The organism is Bradyrhizobium monzae, assembly GCF_021458635.1.
GTDB lineage: Bacteria > Pseudomonadota > Alphaproteobacteria > Rhizobiales > Xanthobacteraceae > Bradyrhizobium.
In genome coordinates this window covers 284339-303954 of record NZ_JAIRDQ010000008.1, presented here as the reverse complement: position 1 = coordinate 303954, position 19616 = coordinate 284339, and the positions used below count along the sequence as shown (strand labels likewise).

Genomic DNA, 19616 nt, shown 5'->3' with positions numbered 1-19616 from the left:
CGGCTTTCGACCCACAAGGCTTTCAACCAAGTCTAAGCGATCCGGCTTCTGCCGGTACCCCCGATATTCCCCTTAAGTAGTTCGCCCCAAACTACCGCATCTCGTCCGGAGCATGGACGCCGAGGATGGCGAGGCCCGATGCCAGGACAGAGACGACGCCCTGGACCATGGCCAGTCGCGCCTTCGTTAGATCTGCATCATTATTGATAATGAAGCGTAAATAGGGCAAATCGCGCCCCCTCGTCCAAAGTGCGTGAAATTCGCTCGCTAAGTCATAGAGATAAAAGGCAATACGGTGCGGCTCGTGGGCGCCAGCTGCCGCTTCCAGCATCCTCGGATAAATTGCGAGGCGCTTGAGAAGGTCGAGCTCAACGGGATCCGACAGCCGCTCCACGGCCGACTCACTGAGCCAGGCGATCCGCTTGTCCGCATCCTCGGGGAGTTCCGGGAACACCTCCACCCGCGCGTTGCGGAAGATCGAGTGACCGCGGGCGTGGCCGTACTGGACGTAGAACACCGGGTTGTCGCGCGACTGTTCCATGACCTTGGCGAGGTCGAAGTCGAGCACCGCATCGTTCTTGCGGTAGAGCATCATGAAGCGGACGGCATCCTGGCCGACTTCATCCACCACCTCACGCAGGGTGACGAAGTCCCCGCTCCGCTTGGACATTTTCACCGGCTCGCCATTGCGCAGCAACTTCACGAGCTGGACGATCTTGACGTCGAGCGCGCCCTTGCCGGAGGTCGTCGCCTTCACCGCCGCCTGCATGCGCTTGATGTAGCCGCCATGATCGGCGCCCCAGACGTCGATCATCTCCGCAAAACCACGGTCGAACTTGTTCTTGTGGTAGGCGATGTCGGAGGCGAAGTAGGTGTAGGAATTGTCCGACTTGATCAGCGGACGATCGACGTCGTCGCCATAGGCGGTCGCCTTGAACAACAGCTGCTCGCGGTCTTCCCAGTCCTCGACCGGCGCGCCCTTCGGCGGCGGCAGGCGGCCTTCATAGATGTCGCCCTTGGCCTGCAGGAACGAAATGGTCTCGGCCACCTTGTTGTTGCCGGTCTCGATCAGCGAGCGCTCCGAGAAGAACACGTCATGGCGGATGTTGAGCGCGGCGAGATCGTCCTTGATCTCGTCCATCATCATCGCGATCGCCTTGGCCCGCACCGTCGGCAGCCACTCGGCTTCGCTCATCGCGAGCAGCTTGTCGCCATGCTCCTTCGCCAGCGCCGCGCCGACAGGCTTCAGATAGTCGCCGGGATAGAGGCCTTCCGGAATGGCGCCGATGTTCTCGCCGAGCGCCTCGCGGTATCTGAGGAACGCAGAACGCGCGAGCACGTCGACCTGCGCGCCGGCATCGTTGATGTAATATTCGCGGGTGACATCGTAGCCGCCGAACTGGAGCAGGCTCGCCAGCGCGTCACCGAACACGGCGCCGCGGCAATGGCCGACATGCATCGGTCCGGTCGGATTGGCCGAAACGTATTCGACATTGACCTTGGATCCGCCGCGGACGCGGCCGTAATCGGCGCCCTCGCGCAGCACCGTCCGCAGCGCCTCGGCCCAGGCGGCGGGCTTGAGCGTCAGATTGATGAAGCCGGGACCGGCAACGTCGACCTTGGCAATCAGCGCATCGGCGCGAAGCCGACCGGCGATCTGCTCGGCGAGGTCACGGGGCTTTGCCTTTGCCTCTTTCGCAAGCACCATGGCAGCGTTGGTCGCCATGTCGCCATGGGAGGCGTCGCGCGGCGGCTCGACCACTACGCGCGAAAAATCGATGCCCTCGGGCCAGTTGGCTTCTGCCGCGAGCGCGCGGCAGACGGCGTGCACGCGCGCGAGCACGTCGGCGAACAAATGCGGTGCTGAGGATGTGTCGGGCATGGGCGCCGCCTAACGCAAATCCGGGGTCGAGTCAAAGAGCCGTTGGTGCTCGGTCAGGGCGAAACGGTCGGTCATTCCGGCAATGAAATTGCCAATCCGGCGGGCCCGGTCGCCCTCGTCGTCCGCCTCCGCCCCGGCCAGCCATTCCGGCGGCAGGTCGGCCGGCGATGCCAGGTATTTTGCGAACAAGTCGAACAGGATCTGTTCCGCCTCCGCCATCACCCGCATCACCCGCTTGTGGCGATACATATGCTGGTAGAGAAAGCGCTTGATGGCGGCCTCCTCCTCGGCGACCTCAGCGGGGAACGCGATCAGCGCCCAGCTCTGCCGGCGCACGTCCTGGGCCGATCGCGGGCTGACCGCTGCGATATTCTTCTGCGCCTCCGCGAACACCGCCCCGATCAAATGCGAGATCAATTCGCGCACCAGCTCAGCCCCGCGCCTGACGTCTTCGAGATCGGGATAATGCGCCGAGGTCGCGGCGATGATCTCCGCGGTGAGCGGCATCACGTTGAGATCGTCGAGGTGGAACAGGCCTGCGCGCAGACCGTCGTCGATATCGTGGGCATCGTAGGCGATGTCGTCGGCGATCGCGGCGACCTGCGCTTCCAGCGAGGCGAAGCTCCAGAGTTCGAGGTCGTAGGTCTTGATATAGTCGGCGATGCCAACGGGAATGCCGTGCTCGCGGTAGCGCCCGACCGGCGCACCGCTGCGGTCAGTCAGCGGGCCGTTGTGCTTGACGATGCCCTCGAGCGACTCCCAGGTCAGGTTCAGCCCGTCGAACTCGGGATACCGGTGCTCCAGAGAGCCGACGACGCGGAGCGCCTGGGCGTTATGGTCGAAGCCGCCGAAATCCTTCAGGCAGGCATCCAGCGCCCGCTCGCCGGCATGGCCGAACGGCGGATGGCCGAGATCGTGGGCGAGCGCCAGGGTTTCCGTGAGGTCCTCGTCGAGCCCAAGCTGGCGCGCCAGCGCGCGGGCGATCTGCGCCACCTCCAGCGAATGGGTCAGCCGGGTGCGGTAGTGATCCCCCTCGTGGAACACGAACACCTGGGTCTTGTACTTGAGGCGGCGGAACGCGGTCGAATGGATCACCCGGTCGCAATCGCGCCGGAACGGGCTCCGGGTCCGGCTCGGCGGCTCTGGGACCAGGCGGCCGCGGCTGCGATCGGGGTCGCAGGCATAGGGCGCGTGGGGGGCTGCCATTCCGACGGACACGACGAATTTAGTCCCTATCCATTTGATTCTGCGTATCCTTGCACTTAACTATGCCGGACGCGGGATACCAAATGAATTGGGCAAGTGAAGTTGGTATGACCGCGGGCCTATCGGAGACTGACAATGACGACTGCCGTGACCATCAGTGACCGCGCCGCACGCCGGATCGGGGAGATCCTCAAGGGCGAAGGCACAGGCGCGATGCTGCGCATCTCGGTCGAGGGCGGCGGCTGCTCCGGCTTCCAGTACAAGTTCGACATCGACCGCGATCGCACCGACGACGATCTCGTCATCGAGCAGGAGAGCGCGGTGGTGCTGGTCGATTCCGCCTCGCAGCCCTTCCTGGAAGGGTCGCAGGTCGACTTCGTCGATGACCTGATTGGCGCCTCGTTCCGCGTCAACAATCCCAACGCGACGGCATCCTGCGGCTGCGGGACCAGCTTCTCGATCTGACCGGCCTTCAAGCGCCGGTCATCTGCCTTTCCTCGTCCGTCCACTCCACGTCGACCGGCATCAACTCGGGCTGGAGCGGCGCGTCCTCCGCCATCACGTGACCGTCCAGCCCGCGCAGCAGGGCCGCGGCCAACGCGGGCTTCCGTAGCGGCTTCGCCAAAAAGTCCGACATGCCGGCCTCGCGGCAGATCCTGACGTCTTCGGGGAAGGCGTTGGCGGTCAGTGCGATGATCGGCAAGGCGTCGAAGCGCCCGCCTCCCGCGCGGATCGCCCGGGTCGCGGCAAGGCCATCCATCTCGGGCATGCGCACGTCCATCAGCACGATGTCGTAATCGCCTTCGGCGACGGCCGCGACGGCCTCGACGCCATCAGCGACGACCCGCAACTCGACCTCGAAGGCACCGAGCATCTTGCTCACGACCATGCGGTTGACGGCGTCGTCCTCGGCGACCAATACCTTCAGCGGCCGGTCGAGGCTCGCAATGCGGGCCTTGAGATCATCAGCTTCATCCCGACCCGCGTCCTGACCGGACGTCTGCGCCTGGCTCCACGGCAGCACCAGCGTGAAGCGGAAAGTCGAGCCCTCGCCCGGCGTCGAGGTGACGCCGATGGTGCCACCCATCTGCTCGATGATGCGCCGTGAGATCGCAAGCCCGAGGCCAGTGCCGCCGAAGCGGCGGCTGATCGAGGCATCGGCCTGGGCGAAGTCCGAGAACAGCTGCCCGAGTTTCTCGGGCGCAATGCCGATGCCGCTGTCGGTGACGCTCCATTCGACGGTCGCGAGCAGATCGCGGCGCGCCTGGCACATGGCCTTGATCGTCACCTCGCCCTGGTCGGCGAATTTCACCGCGTTGGAGGCGAGATTGAGCAGCACCTGGCGGATGCGCGCGACGTCGCCGCGCAGCGTCGGCGGCAGATTCGGATCGAGCTCGACCTTGACCGCGAGCCCCTTGCTCTTGGCGCTTGCGCGCACCACGGTCGCGACCGTCTCGACCAGCGTCTGCGGTGTGAAGTCGATCGCCTCGAACGCGAACCGGCCGGCCTCGAGCTTGGACAGATCGAGGATGTCGTTGAGGATGCGCTGGAGGTTGTCACCGGACTCGTGGATCGTGGTGACGGCTTCGCGCTGCTCCGGATCGAGTTTTGTTTCGAGCAGCATGCTGGCAAGTCCGAGCACACCGTTCATGGGCGTACGGATCTCGTGGCTCATCACCGCCAGGAAATCGGACTTGGCGCGGCTCTCGGCCTCGGCCTTTTCGGCGCGCCAGCGCTCGGTGACGTCGCGGCCGAAGCCGCGATAGCCCAAAAATTGCCCGTCGCGGTCATAGGCCGGCTTCGCCGTCAGCGACCACAGCCGCGCCTTGCCGCCCGCAACGACCTTCAAATTCATCTCATGCAGCGGCTCGGCATGCTCCATCAGGCCAACGACGTTGTAGGCCGCGGCCTTGTCTTCTGGGCACAGCATGTCGAGCACGTCGGCGAAGAGCGATCCCTTCAGCAGCGGAAGCGGCAATTGCGCGACGTCGGCGAAGCGTTGCGGTACGTCGGTGAGATGCCCTTCGGCATCGGTCTGCCACAGCCAGTCGCTGGCGTTCTCCTGAAAATCCTTCAGCAGCAGCGCGATGATCTCGGTCTGGCGTTCGAGCTCGAGCTGGGCCTTGAGGTTGCCGAGGAACAGGTTGCCCTGCGAGACGATGTTGCGCGCCATGAAAAACGCGAACAGCAGCAGGAACACCGCCGTCAGGGCATAGGGACCGGCACCACACGACAGCATCGCGCCGGCGCAGGCAATTGTCATGGTCGCGAGATAGACGAGCCCCGCGCGCGGGAAGGTCGAGAGCGTGAAGGCGCCGCCGGACATCATGCCGACCATCAGGCAGGCGAGAATCAGCTGGCTGGTCGGCCCGACACTACTGAACAAAGCGAGCGGCAGCGTTCCCCAGATCGCGGCGAGGAAAAACGCCTGCCGCAGCATTTGCCGCGTCTTGCGGCGTGAGGCTTCCTGCGGCGGATTCTGCTGCGCGCGCCGCCATGCCCTCACTGCGAGCGAGGCCGTGACGGCAAGCGTCATACCCCAGATCGCGAGGAAATCGTTCCAGCCCCGGCCCCAGAACAGGATCAGCACGATGGCGACGTTGAGCATGGTGACGGACATCGTCACCGGGATGGCTCGCATGACCGCGTCGATCTGCTTGGCGCGGATGCGGCGCAGCTCGCGCTCGCTGAGACCGGCGGTCAGGCCGTCCTCGATTTCGAAGCCGCCGAGCCAGTACAGGAACGCGCCGATCAGGCCGTCTTGCGGCTCTGTGCGCTGTGATGATTTGTCCGGCCATCCCATTCGAAAAACCTTTTCGGTATCAATGGCCCGGGGCGGGCTTAAGCCGGGTTAATTTTGTGGGAGATTTTGCGGCGTCCTTGACGGGCACGTTTGCATTTTGTTCTAACCATGGCCCCTGCCCGGAGCCCGCCGACATGCCCATCAGAGTAGCCACCTGGAACGTGAATTCGGTCCGGCAGCGGATCGACCTCCTGCTGACCTGGTTGAAGGAGTGCCAGCCGGACATCGTCTGCCTGCAGGAGATCAAATGCGTCGACGAGGCGTTCCCGCGGCTGGAGATCGAGGCGCTCGGCTACAACGTGGTGACGCACGGGCAAAAGACGTTCAACGGCGTCGCGCTACTCTCCAAGCTCAAGTTCGACGAGACCAAGTCGGGGCTCGCCGGCGACGACGAGGACGCTCATGCCCGTTTCATCGAAGGCGTGGTGACACTCAAGCGCGGGGTGCTGCGCATTGCCTGTCTCTATCTGCCTAACGGCAACCCGGTCGGGACCGAGAAATATCCCTACAAGCTCAAATGGATGTCGCGGCTTCTCGAGTATTCGAAGGAGCGCCTTAAGACCGAGGAGCCGCTGATTCTCGCAGGTGACTTCAACGTCATTCCGCATGCCCGCGACGTCCACAATCCCGCGGCCTGGACCGAGGACGCCCTTTTCAAGCCCGAGACACGAGAGAGCTTCCAGTCCCTGCTCGGCCTCGGCCTGACCGATGCCCTCAGGGCCGTCACCGACGAGCCCGGGCTCTACACCTTCTGGGACTACCAGGCCGGAGCCTGGCAGAAGAACCAGGGCCTGCGCATCGACCATCTGCTGCTGTCACCGCAGGCGAGCGATAAACTCGCCAATGTCGGCATCGACAGCTATGTGCGGGCCTGGGAGAAGCCGTCGGACCACGTGCCGGTGTGGGCGGATCTTGATCTGGAGGCGGCGTGAGCCGGAGCCCGGAGGTGGTGGGCACGGCGCCAAGGCGCCTTTGCCCACCCTACGGCACCGAGGTTGCCGCCTTTACTCGCGTCGACCCTGCACCCACTGTTCCAGCATTTGCAGGCACATGGCGCGGTCGTCGTCCGACGCCTTGGCAAAGGCGCGGTTGTAGTTTTCCTTGATCCAGGTCTCGTCGGTGCCTGCGCTGTCACGCGCGAGCGTCAGCCACATCAGGCCACGCGCGGCCTGCCGCGGCAGGCGGTCGCCGTTGAACAGCATCTGCCCGAGCAGCGCCTGAGCCTCGTGCTGGCCCTTCTGGGCGGCGAGGCCGAGCCAGCGCGCGCCGTAGCGGAAATCCTCGCGCGAGGCGTCCGGCGTCTTCAGATAGAGCCGGGCGAGATCGTACTGGGCGTCCGCGTTGCCGAAATAGGAGGCGGCATAGGAGAACATCTCCCGCGCCCGATCCGGATCGGCCTTGATCTTCGAGTTCGGGATGCCGCTCAGATAGTAGCGGCCGAGCGCGACAAAGGCGTTGGCCACGACCTGCGCCTGCGGCGCCGACGGGCTGTCCTCGGCGTGCGCATTGGCAATCCGGGTGAAATATTCGAAGGCGCGCATGTCGTCCTGGGCCACGCCGTCGCCGCTGGCGTACATGCGGCCGAGCTTCCACTGCGCGATCGGATGACCGCCCTCGGCGGCATATTGCAGGGCGCTGAGAGAGGTTTCCTGGGTCACGACCGGCGGCGTCGCCTTGCGCACCGCACCCGCAGCACCGGGCAAGGTGGTCACGACCGGGATGGTCGCATCCTTCGGGTTGACCGGCGCGCCGTCGAAGGCGACCGCCGGCGCGGCCAGCGCGGTAGCCCCCAACACAAACGCAACAATGGCACGCCTAGATGTCCGCATAACACTGTTTCTCGTGCGCGCCGCCCGGATGGGTCACTGCCCCCCCGACTGCTGGTCCAACCTGCTGAGCATATTTCCAGAGCGCGCCCGTCGTATGGTTAGTCGCGCGAGCGCTCCATTTGGTCTTGCGCTGGGCGAGTTCAGCGTCGCTCAATTTTACGTTAAGGGTCCCGTTATCGGCGTCGATCTCGATGATGTCGCCGTCCTCGAGCAGCCCGATCGGGCCGCCGATGGCTGCCTCGGGCCCGACATGGCCGATGCAGAAGCCGCGGGTGGCGCCGGAGAAGCGGCCGTCGGTGATGAGCGCGATCTTGCCGCCCATGCCCTGGCCGGTCAGCGCTGCGGTGGTCTGGAGCATCTCCCGCATGCCGGGGCCGCCCTTGGGGCCCTCGTAGCGGATCACGATGACTTCGCCTTCCTTGTAAGTGCGCTTCTGGACCGCCTCGAAAGCATCCTCCTCGCGGTCGAAGCACCTGGCCGGACCGATAAACTTGAGGTTGGACATTCCCGCGACTTTCACGATCGCACCTTCTGGCGCCAAATTGCCCTTCAGACCGACCACACCGCCAGTGACGGTGATAGGCTTGTCTGCCGGGTGCACCACGTCCTGGTGCGGATTCCACTTCACGCTTTTGAGATTTTCGGCGATCGTTCGACCGGTGACCGTAATGCAGTCGCCGTGGAGAAATCCGTTGTCGAGCAGCGTCTTCATCAGAAGCGGTATGCCACCAACTTCAAACATGTCTTTGGCGACATAACGGCCACCCGGCTTCAAATCCGCGACATATGGTGTCTTTTTGAAGATTTCGGCGACGTCGAACAGGTCGAACTTGATTCCGGCCTCGTGAGCGATCGCCGGCAAGTGCAATGCAGCATTGGTCGAGCCGCCCGACGCCGCGACCACGGCCGCCGCATTCTCCAGCGCCTTGCGCGTGACGATGTCGCGCGGCCGGAGATTGGACGAGATCAGATCCATCACTTTCTCGCCCGCGGTCATGCAGAAGGCGTCGCGGATTTCATAGGGTGCCGGAGCACCGGCCGAGTAAGGCAGCGCCAGGCCGATCGCCTCGGAGACGGTCGCCATGGTGTTGGCGGTGAACTGTGCACCGCAGGCGCCCGCCGAGGGGCACGCCACGCGCTCGATTTCGTCGAGGTCCTCGTCCGACATCGCGCCGACCGAGTGCTTGCCGACGGCCTCGAACATGTCCTGCACGGTGACCTGCTGCCCGCGGAAATTGCCGGGCAGGATCGAACCGCCGTAGATGAAGATCGAGGGCACGTTGAGGCGGACCATCGCCATCATCATTCCCGGCAGCGACTTGTCGCAGCCCGCAAGGCCAACGAGGGCATCGTAGGCGTGGCCGCGGACGGTCAGCTCGACTGAATCGGCGATGCATTCGCGCGATGGCAGCGAGGAGCGCATGCCGTCATGGCCCATGGCGATGCCGTCGGTGACGGTGATGGTGCAGAATTCACGCGGCGTGCCGCCGGCGGATGCCACGCCCTTCTTCACCGCCTGCGCCTGGCGCATCAGGGAGATGTTGCAGGGAGCGGCCTCGTTCCAGCACGAGGCGACGCCGACGAAGGGCTGGTGGATCTGCTCGGTGGTCAGACCCATGGCGTAAAAATAGGACCGGTGGGGCGCGCGCGCAGGGCCTTCCGTCACGTGACGGCTCGGCAGCCTCTGCTTGAGTTTGGTCTTGGCGTCCATCGCGACCAGTTTCCTTGGCTAACCCTTGTCAGACCCGGAACATCAGACCCAAGATTTGAATCGACCTTGGGATTTCCCGCCGCCTGCAAGGGACCAGCCCAGCCCCTGAAACATTAGAGTGATTTTATTCATGTTTGGGTGTGTCCAAAAAGCGGCGCTGATGCGAACGGACTGCGATAACAGTCAAATCGCACGGGAATGTTGCTTGGAGGGCACAATCGTGGCCCGGGAGACACGGAAAAGCTTACAGTGTTACCCCCGCGAGGAGCACCATCCACAACTGGAGATTTTGTGCCACGCGCTGCTCGCTCAATCCTCGGGCGATGATAGGCCGAGCACAACTGAGTCGCCCTCTCCGCTGCCAGCCCTGTCATCCTGAGGTGTGAGCCATGGGACGCCGATTGACTCATATAGGGTACCCCCCTATCTTATGGGTATGTCACACACGATCAAGCACAAGTCGAAGCTCATCGGCCGCGTCCGGCGCATCAAGGGTCAGCTCGAGGCCGTTGAACGCGCGCTCGAATCGGAGATCGGCTGCGCCGATGTGCTGATGCTGGTGGCTTCGGTGAAGGGCGCGATCAGCGGTCTCACCACCGAGCTGCTGGAAGACCACATCCGCCATCATGTCGTGGATCCCGCGCACGAAAAGGATCCGGAGAAGGCCAAGGGCGCCGCCGACCTCATCGACGTCGTCCGAACCTATTTGAAGTGAAGAGATGACCGACCTGTCTCACCTGCTCCAACAGAGCAGCGCACACGCATGGCTGTTCGTGCCCAGCGCGATCCTGCTTGGCGCCTTGCATGGTCTCGAGCCCGGCCATTCCAAGACGATGATGGCCGCGTTCATCGTTGCCGTGCGGGGAACGGTGCTTCAGGCCGTGCTGCTCGGCTTGTCTGCGACCATCTCCCATACCACGATCGTCTGGGCGATCGCGCTCGCAGGACTGTATTTCGGCCAGGAACTGTCCGGCGAACGCAGCGAGGCCTGGCTGCAACTGGTGTCCGCCGCCGTCATCGTCGGCATCGCCGGCTGGATGGTGTGGCGCACCTGGCGAGATCAGAGCGACGCGCACGACCACCATCACCATGACGAGCCGCAATCGATCTCACTGGCCGGCTTGCCGCTGTTGCTGGAGGTCTTTGAAGACGGCGTGCCGCCCCGCTGGCGGATCCGAAGCGAGAACGGCGCGCTTCCCGCAGCCGGCGACGTCAAGGTGACCACGATCCGCGAGGACGGCGCGGAGCAGGCATTCGCGTTCGCCGCTTGCGATGGATACCTCGAAAGCGTCGAGGAGATTCCCGAGCCGCATGCGTTCAAGGCGCGTATCGCGCTTGCCGGCGACTCCACCGAGATCCTGTTCGAAGAGCACGATCACATGGATCTCGGCGAGGAGGACGACGCTCATGCCCGCGCCCATGCCGGCGACATCCGCAAGCGCTTTGCCGGGCGCAACGTCACGACGGCGCAGATCGTGCTGTTCGGCCTCACCGGCGGACTGATCCCCTGCCCCGCCGCGATCACCGTGCTGCTGCTGTGCATTCAGCTGAAGCAGTTCAGCCTCGGCTTCGTCCTGGTGCTGTCCTTTGGCATCGGGCTCGCCATCACGATGGTGTCGGCCGGCGTTCTGGCAGCGCTCAGCCTGCGCCACGTCGAACGACACTGGGGCGGCTTCAGCCGCTACGCCCACCGCGCACCCTACGTCTCGGCGGCCCTGATCGTCTTCGTCGGCCTCTACACCGGATGGAGCGGTCTGCACGAACTGATGTTGTGACGAGCAGCGGAGCCGCATCCGCGGCTTTGCCGGTCAGCCTTTCACACTCGCAGTCTTGTCGAGCGCGGCGCGCAGACCCTTGGCGAGCTTGATCGCATCATCATTGGCCCAGAAGTGCATGAAGAACAGCCGCGGCTGCTCATCCAGCATGTGGCTGTGCAGCGCCGTCACCTCGATGCCATTCGCCAGCAGCGTCGCCAGCACCGGGTTCACCTCGTCACCTGACAGAACGAAATCGCCGGTGATGGCCGCTTTGCCGTTGCCGGTCGGCTGAAAGTTGATGCCAATCGCGACGCCCATCGCTCCGACGGGCGTGAGCGGCATGCCATCCTCTGTGATCGGATCGCGGCGCTTGACAGTGAATTGGTAGACACCGCCATTGGCCTGTCCCTTCACGCCGATGATCTGGTCGAGCTTGGCGGTGTCGAGATCGACGGGCGGCGGACTGGCCGGTGCGGTAACGCTTAGCGGAGTTTTGCTTTCAGCGAGCGCATCGCGGATCGCGGAGGCCAGCCTGGCGGGGTCCCCGTGCCCCGCGACATGCATGTAGAAGGTCGCCGGGCTCGCACGCAGCAGATGGTTGTGCACGGCGGTAATCTCGAGACCGCTCGCGATCATCTTCGACATCACCGGAGTGATCTCGGTCTCGAGCAGCACAAGGTCGCCCATGACCATGGCCCCGCCATGGGCTGGCTTGAACGCCACCCAGCCGCCGAGGGCCAGCGCCGGCTTGATCGCGACCCCGTCCAGGCTCACAGAAAGATCGCTGCGCGGAAACCCGTATCGATGGACATCATCCGAGACGACGGCCTTGCGGCCGAGGGTTTGGTCGACCGCCTGCCAATTGATGTCTTCTGCCTGCGCCGTTGCGATGAATTGTGCGACGCCCATGACGGCGGCCAGCACGATGGCTGCGTGAGAGAGTGTGCGTAGTCGCATGGTCATTCTCCTGGTGTTCCTGCCCCAGGGCGAATCGGTTTTCGGGCTCAGGCGTCCGAGCGCGCGCCAGCGCATGCCGCGCGAGGCGAATGAGCCAATCTGTCGAAAGCGAGGTGATATGAAGTGGACATGCTGCGCCCTTGGTGATCAGGACGCGATGCTTGGGCATGTCGCCTCGCGGGGAGACCGCAAATCCCCGATGCCTCGACTAGAAGCCCGCAGCACCGGGCTGTCAACGCGCCCGGCCGGCGGAGTCTCGAAAAGATTTCATCGATCCAATGGAACGAAATCGTTCGCGCTCGCCCGGCCGGCTCGCGGAAGCCACCTCGTCACGTCTTGCGGTGTCCGGACCATCCCGCATAGAATGCTGCGGTGGGGACAAGGCAGACTCCCCGTGAGACTTCGGTCCAAGTCTGCGCAGCACGCAATTCGTGGAGCTTGCGCATGGACACCCAATCCCCTCACCGATATTCCGTAGCCATTGTTTCGCGGGGCGACGCAGCCGTGCGCCGCGACGCCACCGCTCAAAACAGCCGCTTCGTTCGCGTCTTTGAAGCCCTCGCCGACGTCGGCATTGCGGCGCAACCGGTCATCTACGACGAAAGCTTCAGTGCCGCGGTCCGCGATCAGCTGCTTGCGGTCGACGGCGTGCTGGTCTGGGTCGATCCGATCCATCAGGGCAAGACACGCGCGGAGCTGGACGCCTTGCTGCGCGGCGTCGCAGCGCACGGGCCGTGGGTCAGCGCGCATCCGGACGTCATCCTGAAGATGGGCGTCAAGGAGGTGCTCTACCGGACGCGCGATCTCGGTTGGGGCGCCGACACCCATCGCTATGACGGCGCCTCAGTCTTCGCAGCGGAGTTTCCACAGCGCCTGCGGGCCGGCGGTCCGCGCGTGCTCAAGCAGAATCGCGGCAACGGCGGCCAGGGCGTGTGGAAGGTCGAGGCGCTGCCAACCGCAATCCCGACGGTTCGCGTGCTTCACGCCCAGCGCGGCAGCCTGCCGGAGGACATGCCGCTCGATGCCTTCATCGCGCGATGCGAGCCGTATTTCGGCTGGGGCGGCTGCATCATCGATCAGCCGTTTCAACCTCGCCTGCCCGACGGAATGATCCGCTGCTACATGAGCGGCTCCAGGGTCGCAGGCTTCGGCCACCAATTGATCAAGGCCTTGATCCCGCCACCGCCACAAGGTCCGGAGTCACCTGAAGCGCAACCGGGGCCGCGCATCATGCATGGCCCCGATGCGCCACAATTCCAGGCGCTGCGACGGCGGATGGAGGACGAATGGACGCCGCAGATGATGAAGCTGCTGACCATCGACGAAGCATCGCTGCCGGTAATCTGGGACGCGGACTTCCTCTTCGGGCCACGCGACGCTGATGGCGCCGACACCTACGTTCTCTGCGAGATCAATGCGAGCTCGTGTTTCGCGATCCCCGATGAGGCGCCGGCGGCGATCGCACGGACGGTTCGCGCGCGATTGGTGGGCGCGAAGCCGTAGTTGCTCCGAAGCAGGCGATCGCCTTCAACCGCAAGTCACTTGGCCGGGCTGCAAGATCACGCAGTCCGGCGCGGTGCTGCCGCAGCATGTCGTCTCGCAGCCACTGACCAGCGCGACCATCGTCGCTTCCAGCGCGCGCAGCTCAGCGATCTTTGTGCGGATCGAACGGAGGTGCTGCTCCGCAAACGACTTGGTGTCGCTGCAGGGCAGGCGCCGCTGCAGCGACGCGAGAATGTCGCCGATATCGTCGAGCGAGAAGTCGAGATCGCGGCAATGCCTGATCAGGCTGAGTGCCTTGACGTCCTCGCTCCCGTAGATGCGCTGACCGCCTTGTCGCGCCGGCGGCGTGAGCAGGCCGATGCTCTCGTAATAGCGGATGGTGGGAACGGAAACGCCGGCGGCTTTGGCGAGGACGCCAATTCTCATGGAAGCGCTCACATTTCGCTTGAACCTCAAGTGGCTTGAGGGCGTAGCGATCGGGTCCGAGACGCACAAGCATGAGGAGAATCACATGAGCGTTATTGGACCGTCCTGCAGCCTCCCCACCGCGACGTCGCCGGGATGCGGCTGTGCGGCGAAGACCGAGGCAGGAGGCGGCAAGGCCGCCGGCACGGCGGTCGCAACCGCGGTTGTCGCCGCGGCCTGCACCGCGTGCTGTGTGCTGCCCTTCACGTTGCCCGCCGTGGTGCTCGCCAGCGCGGGAAGCCTGATCGCCGTGCTCGACCATGCGCATGGGTTGATGACGAAACTGTCGGTCGCGGTCGTGGTCTGCGCCTGGGGCTGGATCGTGTGGCGGTCGCGAACCACCGGCTTGAAAATTCGCTTCACGGTGCTGGCCGCGATGTGCGCAGCCACGGTGCTGACCGCGACGGCCGCGCTGTGGCCGGTGATGGAGCCCTCCGTGTTCCATGCGCTCGGAGCCGCCAAGAAGCCGAGGCCGCCGGCGAGCTGATGGACGCCCTCACCATCTTCAGACTGCTGTCGGTCAGCGCGATGCTGCTGTTCTATGCGCTCGAGCCGCGCGGGCCCCGGCGATGGCGCAAGCTTCAAGAGCGCTGATCGAAACGCGCGAACACCGCGCTCGTCAGACCGCCGAGCAAGGTCCAGAACACCAGGCTCGTCACCGTCACCGCGGTGACGAATTGATGCGTCAGCGACGACGGCACGTTGGTCTCGATATTGGCGAGCTCCGGCGCGCCGATCAGATGTGGCAGGGTCAGCAGGATCACGCCGGCGATCGCGGCCGGCACCGAGCGGCGGAAGGCGATCAGAGCGAGCCCTCCGGCCGTCGCCAGCACGGCGGCGAGCCACCAGATCTGGCGCGACAACAGCGGCGCGGCAGGCACGCCGGGCAGCTCCGGCGGCAGGCCGAGGCCAGGCGCCAGGGTGAAGACGGCAAAGCCCGCCAGCCCCCACAGCAGGCCTTCGTGCCAGGAGACGCTCGCGCCAGTGGCGCCGCTGCGCACGGCGAAGAAGCCGGCCAGCAGCAGCGCGAAGCCGATCGCGGTCAGGATGTTGGCGGCGGCGGTATAGGCGTTGCGCTCAAAACCATCGCGCGGCTCCCAGGCCCCTGCGCCATGGTCGTGGTCGCCTGCGCCATGGTCGCCGTGATCGTGGGCGGCATGGTCATGCCCCGCTGCTGCCGGCTGCGCAGTGACCGGAGCGTCATGCTGGTGCGTCTCCGCCACCTTCTCGAAGACTTCCGCCTTCAGGATCAGGGGGACGGTGCCGAACTGCTGGACGACAGTGACGATGAGACCGACGATGAAACCGGCAATGACCGACGCGAAGACGATCGAGCGAAATGTGCTCATGCCACCCCGGTTAGTGGCAGGGGAACGCGTTCGAGTGACGCACGTCGTGGGCCGCGTTGTGGACGACGTCGATGTGGGAGAAGCCGACCATGCCGACGACGAACACGCCGAGCACCATCGCCATCAGGGCCTGCGACAGCCGTCCCACCTGTCCGGCGGCGACCGGAAGCGTGACTTGGGTCCTGACCTCTGCGTTTGCGAGCTGCGACTGGCTCATGGCCTATTCTCCATTGGCGATTTGCGCGTCTTCTAGCAGCTTCCGGGCGATGTCGCGACTGGTAAGATGCAGGTTCGTCCCCGGCAAAATGCCCTTGCGGACGATCTTGGCGGAGGCGGCGGCCCGAAAGGCGGCCTCAAATTGCCGGAAATAGCCGAGGCAGGCCTCCGGCGCCGGCTCGGTGGCCAGCAAAGTCCGGAAAGCGCCCCGGTGCACGGCGCAGATCGCGCCATGTCCGGTGACGGGAAACACCAGCGAGGCGATATCGTCGCGCCAACGGACCTCGTTGCTCAAGCTGTCGCGCGCCCCGTGAGCACCATCGGTAATCTCCCGGCGGCGACCCTACCACAGCCGTCGACGGAGTCCGCCAACTCGCAATCAGACCCGCTCCCGTTCAGCGCGCGTCGTGATCATGGCCCGCTCTCCGGCGTCGACGAGCTGGCCGATGCCGGTGCGGCCCGTCATCGCGCAGCGGATGATGTTCTCGGCAACGGAGCGGCGGAAGCCGTGGTCCTCGCCGACGGGGCGATTACGGCAGACCCGGTCCAGCGCCAGCTTCATGTTGATCCGTGTGCGGGTGTCGAAATGCTCGCTGATCATGCGCCCAGCCTCAATGCGTTGTTGCCTCGGCACAGAACGCCCGGGCATCGGCGGGGTTCCAAACGTGCAACCGAGTGGCAGCCTAGGTTCGCCCACGCGGACGTTGGGCCTGGGCCCAGGCCTCGGTCACCGCGCGCGTGGGAATGTCGACGCGCTTGATCGGTAACAGCTGCCCGGACGCCGAGACGATCGCGGTTTCCTCGCGACGGCAGCGCGCACAGACGAAGCGGACCTCGTGCGGCTGCGCCGACCAGCTCGCACGTTTGACGTTGGCCGCCATCGGCCAAGCCTCGCAATGCGAGCACGACACCAGAAACCGGCCGGGATCCAGCATTCCCATTCCATCGACTCCGCGTCCTGCCGCCCTCCTCTAATGATTAGCCGATGTGAATCGTTCCGGTGTCCCGGCACCGTCAGGCCGGCGCTCCCTGTTCCCAGGTCGCGGCCACATCCGGCTGCACCGCATTGACCACCGGACCCTGATCGGCCAGTGCGGTTCGCAATCGCTCATCGCGTTCTGCGGCCAGCTTGCCGACCGGCCTTATCGCTACCGCGGCGCGACGCGGCCCGCGGTTGACGGACGCCGCCGCCTCGGGCCCTGCTTTCAGCGCGCGCCCTTGAGCGTGCAGGAGGTGGTGCAGGTGACGGTATTGCCGTGGTCGCACGACTTGCAGGCGGCAACGCACTGGTTCATGTCGCGGGGATTGTAAGAGCTGTAGTTCCGCAGCGCGCAGAGCGGTGTCGAGCCCGTGACGTCCTGCTCCTGGTTGCAGGCTGCCGTCAGGAACGCAATCAGAATGACCGCAAACAGACGCATGGGACGTCAACCATCGGACGAGCTACGTTCGCGGGCAACGTTGCATGGCAACCTTACCCCAGGCATTCCCATCGCCGGGACACGAAATGCGCCAGTCCCCGCTTCCCATCGAGGATGCGTCCCAATTGTTAAGAACGGATTGCGATCGCGTGCGATCCCGCAAACGCAGGAATGCCGCGTTGTGCCTCGTTCGAATTGGAACCTTAGGCCATTTCAGGCCGCGGCCCTGGTCGCGATCGCCTGGCGCATGTCCACCGCAAGCTGACGGTACTGCTCCCCGAGCTTCAGGTAGAACTCGCGCTTTTTGCTGTCGGTGGCGAGCTTGGCAATCAGCTCGCATTCGGCGGTGAGCGTCTCAAACCGCTCCAGCCTGTCCTCAAGTTCTGTCATCGGCGTATCCCCATCAAACGCCTCAAGGACAGCTAACCTAAGCCCGGACATTAGGTCACGGTGAACATCGTTATGGAGTAGAATGAATTATTCGCGGACGGACGACTATTTGCTCTCCAAACGCCAGGCGCCGTCCCAATCGGCCGCCGGCGGACTGGTCTCCAGCTGCGCGATGCGGGCGAGCATCGTGCGCGAAGGCCCGTCGCCGGGAGCGCTCTCCAGCGCAGCGTTGAACGCGGTGCGTGCGTCGTCGAAGCGGCACGCGCGATAGGCGGCAAGGCCTTCCGCATAGTGCGCGCGCAGGCTCTCCTGCGGCGCGGCGAGCACACCTGCCCGTCCCATCACTTCGAACACGGGCTGCGGCACGCTCTGGCCGACCACCGCGAGACGATCGATCTCGCGCAATTCGAGCCGCGCTCCGATCGCCTCGGCGGTGGCCTGCGAAATCAGGATGCGGGTACCGTAGAGCTTGTTGACGGCCTCCAGGCGCGAGGCGAGGTTCACCGCGTCGCCCATCACGGTAAAGCTCATCATCAGCTCGGAGCCGATGCTGCCGGTCAGGACCTCGCCGGTGGCAATGCCGATGCGCAGATCGCACGGCACCGGCATGGCGCGGATGCCGAGCAGATCCGGCAATTGCTTCTGCAGCGCGGGCACCTGGTCGGCCATATCGATGGCGGACAGGCCGGCGAGCAGCGCCTGCTCGTCCTCCTCGACGAAGGGCGGGCCCCAATAGGACATGATGGCGTCGCCGATATATTTGTCGATCACGCCGCGGTTATTCCGGATCGGAGCGGACATCACCGTGAAATAGTGGTTCATCACCTTGACGAGGCCACGCGGGGTCATGCCCTCGCTCATCGAGGTGAAGCCGCTCATGTCGGAGAACATGATGGTCATGACCCGGCGCTGGCCGTCGATGGCGACCTCCGGCCGGTCGATCAGCCCCTGCACCACCTTGGGATCGATGTAACGGCCGAACGTCTCGCGGATGCGCTCGTTGTGGCGCAGTTGCTCGATCATGCGGTTGAAGGCAGCCGCGAGCTCGCCGATCTCGTCCTGGGTCGAGACGGTGATGCTCTTGTCGAAGCGCCCGGCCTCGATCTCGCGGGCTCCGGCGAGCAAGAGTCGCACCGGGCGGGTGATGCCGCTGGAGACCAGCAACGCAAAGGCAAATCCGACGATGGCCGCAAGCAGCGTCACGATGCCGGAGATGATGATCGCCTGCCGCTGGTGGCCGATCACCGTCGAGGTGCTCGCGAAGACCTGCTTGAGCATGTCGGCGCGGATCGCATCGATCCTCTGGTTGAACTGATCGCGCAAGGCGTCGAGATGCTCCAGCGTGCCGCGCGCCTCCGCCATCTGCTTGGCATCGATCTGCTTGAGGAGTTTTGCGTGATCCTGGTTCATGCCAAGGCGCAGCTCGGTGACGGCGGTCTCGATGCGGGTGTCGATCCGCGCCAGCGTGGCATTGTCCGAGGCCGTCCTGGGATCCTCGATGATCGCATTGATCAGCTTGCGCGCGGCTGAGGTCTCCTCCTCGATCTTGCGGTCGGCCTCCTCGAACTCGTGAAGGCGCGCCGTATAGGCCTCCTCGTCCGAGGACTCCTGCATCTTCATCATGACCATCCGCCGCAGCGCCACCGACCGCTCCAGCGAGCGGATATTGGCCCGCGCCAGATCGCCATAGGCCGGGATGTAGCGATTGGTCAGCTCGTCCAGGAGAACGCCGACCTGGCTCGACATCACCATCGACAGGATCGAGGTGACCAGCATCAGGACGATCAATCCGAGGGCGATACCGACAATCTTGCGCCGGATCGACTGGTTGAAAAGCGGCATGAGGTGCGGGCAGAGGCTGAAAAAGAAGGGTCTGCGGAACTCAATACACCGGATTTCAGCCCGGGAACACGCGTAATCGGGCCGCTCGTGGCGCCGGCAGCCGCCCGCGACCGTCGCGCGAGGCCCATTCGTTAACAAAGATTAAAGGCCTAAAGGCCCTGCTCTATCCCCCGTTGCAAGGGTTCCCGCGTTCCATCCGCATTTTGCCGCATTGTTGCGACAGCGTGGGAAATGCGAAACGATGCTGCGTCACCGTTCTTGACGTCGAATTGATTCTCGAGCCGCATG

Annotated in this window: 21 protein-coding genes; 6 read left to right on the top strand and 15 right to left on the bottom strand. The window is 64.7% G+C overall.

The genetic code is table 11. From position 1 onward, the window contains the following. Nucleotides 1-91: 91 nt before the first annotated feature. A complete protein-coding gene (argS, locus tag K3F49_RS27635; RefSeq protein WP_234684060.1) occupies nt 92-1882 on the bottom strand; it encodes an arginine--tRNA ligase in 1791 nt (596 codons plus the stop codon). A gap of 9 nt (nt 1883-1891) precedes the next feature. Further along, nucleotides 1892-3100: a deoxyguanosinetriphosphate triphosphohydrolase gene (locus K3F49_RS27630; protein WP_234684059.1), complete on the bottom strand. Its 1209-nt coding sequence runs from the start codon at nt 3098-3100 to the stop codon at nt 1892-1894. A 123-nt stretch (nt 3101-3223) separates the two neighbouring features. On the opposite strand from K3F49_RS27630, the gene erpA reads away from it, so the two are divergent. Then, the gene (gene erpA, locus K3F49_RS27625) at nt 3224-3553 is read left to right on the top strand and encodes an iron-sulfur cluster insertion protein ErpA (RefSeq protein WP_234684058.1); all 330 of its coding nucleotides are present in this window, start codon (nt 3224-3226) and stop codon (nt 3551-3553) included. A gap of 7 nt (nt 3554-3560) precedes the next feature. Here erpA and K3F49_RS27620 read toward each other — a convergent pair whose 3' ends face one another. After that, entirely contained in the window at nt 3561-5891 is a 2331-nt protein-coding gene (locus tag K3F49_RS27620) for an ATP-binding protein (protein ID WP_234684057.1), read from the bottom strand. Nucleotides 5892-6025: 134 nt separating this feature from the next. On the opposite strand from K3F49_RS27620, the gene xth reads away from it, so the two are divergent. Then, the gene (gene xth, locus K3F49_RS27615) at nt 6026-6823 is read left to right on the top strand and encodes an exodeoxyribonuclease III (RefSeq protein ID WP_234684056.1); all 798 of its coding nucleotides are present in this window, start codon (nt 6026-6028) and stop codon (nt 6821-6823) included. 72 nt (nt 6824-6895) lie between these two features. Here the strand turns inward: xth and K3F49_RS27610 are convergent, their stop codons facing one another. Together K3F49_RS27610 and ilvD are read right to left on the bottom strand one after the other, a co-directional pair. Further along, nucleotides 6896-7720: a tetratricopeptide repeat protein gene (locus K3F49_RS27610; RefSeq protein ID WP_234684055.1), complete on the bottom strand. Its 825-nt coding sequence runs from the start codon at nt 7718-7720 to the stop codon at nt 6896-6898. Further along, nucleotides 7707-9431, bottom strand: a complete 1725-nt coding sequence (gene ilvD / locus K3F49_RS27605; RefSeq protein WP_234684054.1) for a dihydroxy-acid dehydratase — start codon at nt 9429-9431, stop codon at nt 7707-7709. Before ilvD ends, K3F49_RS27610 begins: the two co-directional genes overlap by 14 nt. Nucleotides 9432-9867: 436 nt before the next feature. Between ilvD and K3F49_RS27600 the strand changes: the two genes are divergently transcribed. Together K3F49_RS27600 and K3F49_RS27595 are read left to right on the top strand one after the other, a co-directional pair. After that, nucleotides 9868-10146, top strand: coding sequence for a metal/formaldehyde-sensitive transcriptional repressor (locus K3F49_RS27600; protein ID WP_063706516.1), 279 nt, complete (start codon nt 9868-9870; stop codon nt 10144-10146). A gap of 4 nt (nt 10147-10150) precedes the next feature. Beyond that, nucleotides 10151-11206, top strand: a complete 1056-nt coding sequence (locus K3F49_RS27595) for a HoxN/HupN/NixA family nickel/cobalt transporter (RefSeq protein WP_234684053.1) — start codon at nt 10151-10153, stop codon at nt 11204-11206. Nucleotides 11207-11239: 33 nt separating this feature from the next. On the opposite strand, the gene K3F49_RS27590 is transcribed toward K3F49_RS27595, so the two are convergent. Next, nucleotides 11240-12097 (bottom strand): DUF1259 domain-containing protein, encoded by an 858-nt coding sequence (locus K3F49_RS27590; protein ID WP_234684103.1) that lies wholly within the window; start codon nt 12095-12097, stop codon nt 11240-11242. Nucleotides 12098-12589: 492 nt separating this feature from the next. Here K3F49_RS27590 and K3F49_RS27585 point away from each other — a divergent pair, with 492 nt between their 5' ends. Beyond that, nucleotides 12590-13648 carry a Cj0069 family protein gene (locus tag K3F49_RS27585; protein WP_234684052.1) on the top strand — a complete coding sequence of 353 codons (1059 nt, stop codon included), beginning with the start codon at nt 12590-12592 and terminating at the stop codon, nt 13646-13648. A 24-nt stretch (nt 13649-13672) separates the two neighbouring features. Here the strand turns inward: K3F49_RS27585 and K3F49_RS27580 are convergent, their stop codons facing one another. Continuing rightward, nucleotides 13673-14074 carry a MerR family transcriptional regulator gene (locus tag K3F49_RS27580; RefSeq protein WP_234684051.1) on the bottom strand — a complete coding sequence of 134 codons (402 nt, stop codon included), beginning with the start codon at nt 14072-14074 and terminating at the stop codon, nt 13673-13675. An 85-nt stretch (nt 14075-14159) separates the two neighbouring features. Here K3F49_RS27580 and K3F49_RS27575 point away from each other — a divergent pair, with 85 nt between their 5' ends. Then, nucleotides 14160-14600 carry a hypothetical protein gene (locus K3F49_RS27575; protein ID WP_234684050.1) on the top strand — a complete coding sequence of 147 codons (441 nt, stop codon included), beginning with the start codon at nt 14160-14162 and terminating at the stop codon, nt 14598-14600. A 94-nt stretch (nt 14601-14694) separates the two neighbouring features. On the opposite strand, the gene K3F49_RS27570 is transcribed toward K3F49_RS27575, so the two are convergent. The 8 genes from K3F49_RS27570 to K3F49_RS27530 form a co-directional block, all read right to left on the bottom strand. Continuing rightward, nucleotides 14695-15462 carry a CbtA family protein gene (locus K3F49_RS27570; protein ID WP_234684049.1) on the bottom strand — a complete coding sequence of 256 codons (768 nt, stop codon included), beginning with the start codon at nt 15460-15462 and terminating at the stop codon, nt 14695-14697. A 10-nt stretch (nt 15463-15472) separates the two neighbouring features. Further along, nucleotides 15473-15679 carry a CbtB domain-containing protein gene (locus tag K3F49_RS27565; RefSeq protein WP_234684048.1) on the bottom strand — a complete coding sequence of 69 codons (207 nt, stop codon included), beginning with the start codon at nt 15677-15679 and terminating at the stop codon, nt 15473-15475. 3 nt (nt 15680-15682) lie between these two features. Beyond that, entirely contained in the window at nt 15683-15973 is a 291-nt protein-coding gene (locus tag K3F49_RS27560; RefSeq protein ID WP_234684047.1) for a hypothetical protein, read from the bottom strand. An 84-nt stretch (nt 15974-16057) separates the two neighbouring features. Further along, nucleotides 16058-16279, bottom strand: coding sequence for a hypothetical protein (locus K3F49_RS27555; RefSeq protein ID WP_234684046.1), 222 nt, complete (start codon nt 16277-16279; stop codon nt 16058-16060). Nucleotides 16280-16361: 82 nt separating this feature from the next. After that, a complete protein-coding gene (locus K3F49_RS27550) occupies nt 16362-16619 on the bottom strand; it encodes a hypothetical protein (protein ID WP_234684045.1) in 258 nt (85 codons plus the stop codon). 264 nt (nt 16620-16883) lie between these two features. Beyond that, a complete protein-coding gene (locus tag K3F49_RS27540) occupies nt 16884-17096 on the bottom strand; it encodes a hypothetical protein (protein WP_234684044.1) in 213 nt (70 codons plus the stop codon). Between the two features lie 213 nt (nt 17097-17309). Then, nucleotides 17310-17486, bottom strand: coding sequence for a hypothetical protein (locus K3F49_RS27535; protein ID WP_234684043.1), 177 nt, complete (start codon nt 17484-17486; stop codon nt 17310-17312). 105 nt (nt 17487-17591) lie between these two features. Then, entirely contained in the window at nt 17592-19328 is a 1737-nt protein-coding gene (locus K3F49_RS27530) for an adenylate/guanylate cyclase domain-containing protein (RefSeq protein ID WP_234684042.1), read from the bottom strand. Nucleotides 19329-19616 lie beyond the last annotated feature (288 nt).

Excerpts from the sequence above, each read along its gene's own strand:
- argS (WP_234684060.1), bottom strand. The coding sequence starts at position 1,882 with ATGCCCGACACATCCTCAGCACCGCATTTGTTCGCCGACGTGCTCGCG.
- erpA (WP_234684058.1), top strand. The coding sequence starts at position 3,224 with ATGACGACTGCCGTGACCATCAGTGACCGCGCCGCACGCCGGATCGGG.
- K3F49_RS27620 (WP_234684057.1), bottom strand. The coding sequence starts at position 5,891 with ATGGGATGGCCGGACAAATCATCACAGCGCACAGAGCCGCAAGACGGC.
- xth (WP_234684056.1), top strand. The coding sequence starts at position 6,026 with ATGCCCATCAGAGTAGCCACCTGGAACGTGAATTCGGTCCGGCAGCGG.
- K3F49_RS27610 (WP_234684055.1), bottom strand. The coding sequence starts at position 7,720 with ATGCGGACATCTAGGCGTGCCATTGTTGCGTTTGTGTTGGGGGCTACC.
- ilvD (WP_234684054.1), bottom strand. The coding sequence starts at position 9,431 with ATGGACGCCAAGACCAAACTCAAGCAGAGGCTGCCGAGCCGTCACGTG.
- K3F49_RS27600 (WP_063706516.1), top strand. The coding sequence starts at position 9,868 with ATGTCACACACGATCAAGCACAAGTCGAAGCTCATCGGCCGCGTCCGG.
- K3F49_RS27595 (WP_234684053.1), top strand. The coding sequence starts at position 10,151 with ATGACCGACCTGTCTCACCTGCTCCAACAGAGCAGCGCACACGCATGG.
- K3F49_RS27590 (WP_234684103.1), bottom strand. The coding sequence starts at position 12,097 with ATGGGCGTCGCACAATTCATCGCAACGGCGCAGGCAGAAGACATCAAT.
- K3F49_RS27585 (WP_234684052.1), top strand. The coding sequence starts at position 12,590 with ATGGACACCCAATCCCCTCACCGATATTCCGTAGCCATTGTTTCGCGG.
- K3F49_RS27580 (WP_234684051.1), bottom strand. The coding sequence starts at position 14,074 with ATGAGAATTGGCGTCCTCGCCAAAGCCGCCGGCGTTTCCGTTCCCACC.
- K3F49_RS27575 (WP_234684050.1), top strand. The coding sequence starts at position 14,160 with ATGAGCGTTATTGGACCGTCCTGCAGCCTCCCCACCGCGACGTCGCCG.
- K3F49_RS27570 (WP_234684049.1), bottom strand. The coding sequence starts at position 15,462 with ATGAGCACATTTCGCTCGATCGTCTTCGCGTCGGTCATTGCCGGTTTC.
- K3F49_RS27565 (WP_234684048.1), bottom strand. The coding sequence starts at position 15,679 with ATGAGCCAGTCGCAGCTCGCAAACGCAGAGGTCAGGACCCAAGTCACG.
- K3F49_RS27555 (WP_234684046.1), bottom strand. The coding sequence starts at position 16,279 with ATGATCAGCGAGCATTTCGACACCCGCACACGGATCAACATGAAGCTG.
- K3F49_RS27550 (WP_234684045.1), bottom strand. The coding sequence starts at position 16,619 with ATGGGAATGCTGGATCCCGGCCGGTTTCTGGTGTCGTGCTCGCATTGC.
- K3F49_RS27540 (WP_234684044.1), bottom strand. The coding sequence starts at position 17,096 with ATGCGTCTGTTTGCGGTCATTCTGATTGCGTTCCTGACGGCAGCCTGC.
- K3F49_RS27535 (WP_234684043.1), bottom strand. The coding sequence starts at position 17,486 with ATGACAGAACTTGAGGACAGGCTGGAGCGGTTTGAGACGCTCACCGCC.
- K3F49_RS27530 (WP_234684042.1), bottom strand. The coding sequence starts at position 19,328 with ATGCCGCTTTTCAACCAGTCGATCCGGCGCAAGATTGTCGGTATCGCC.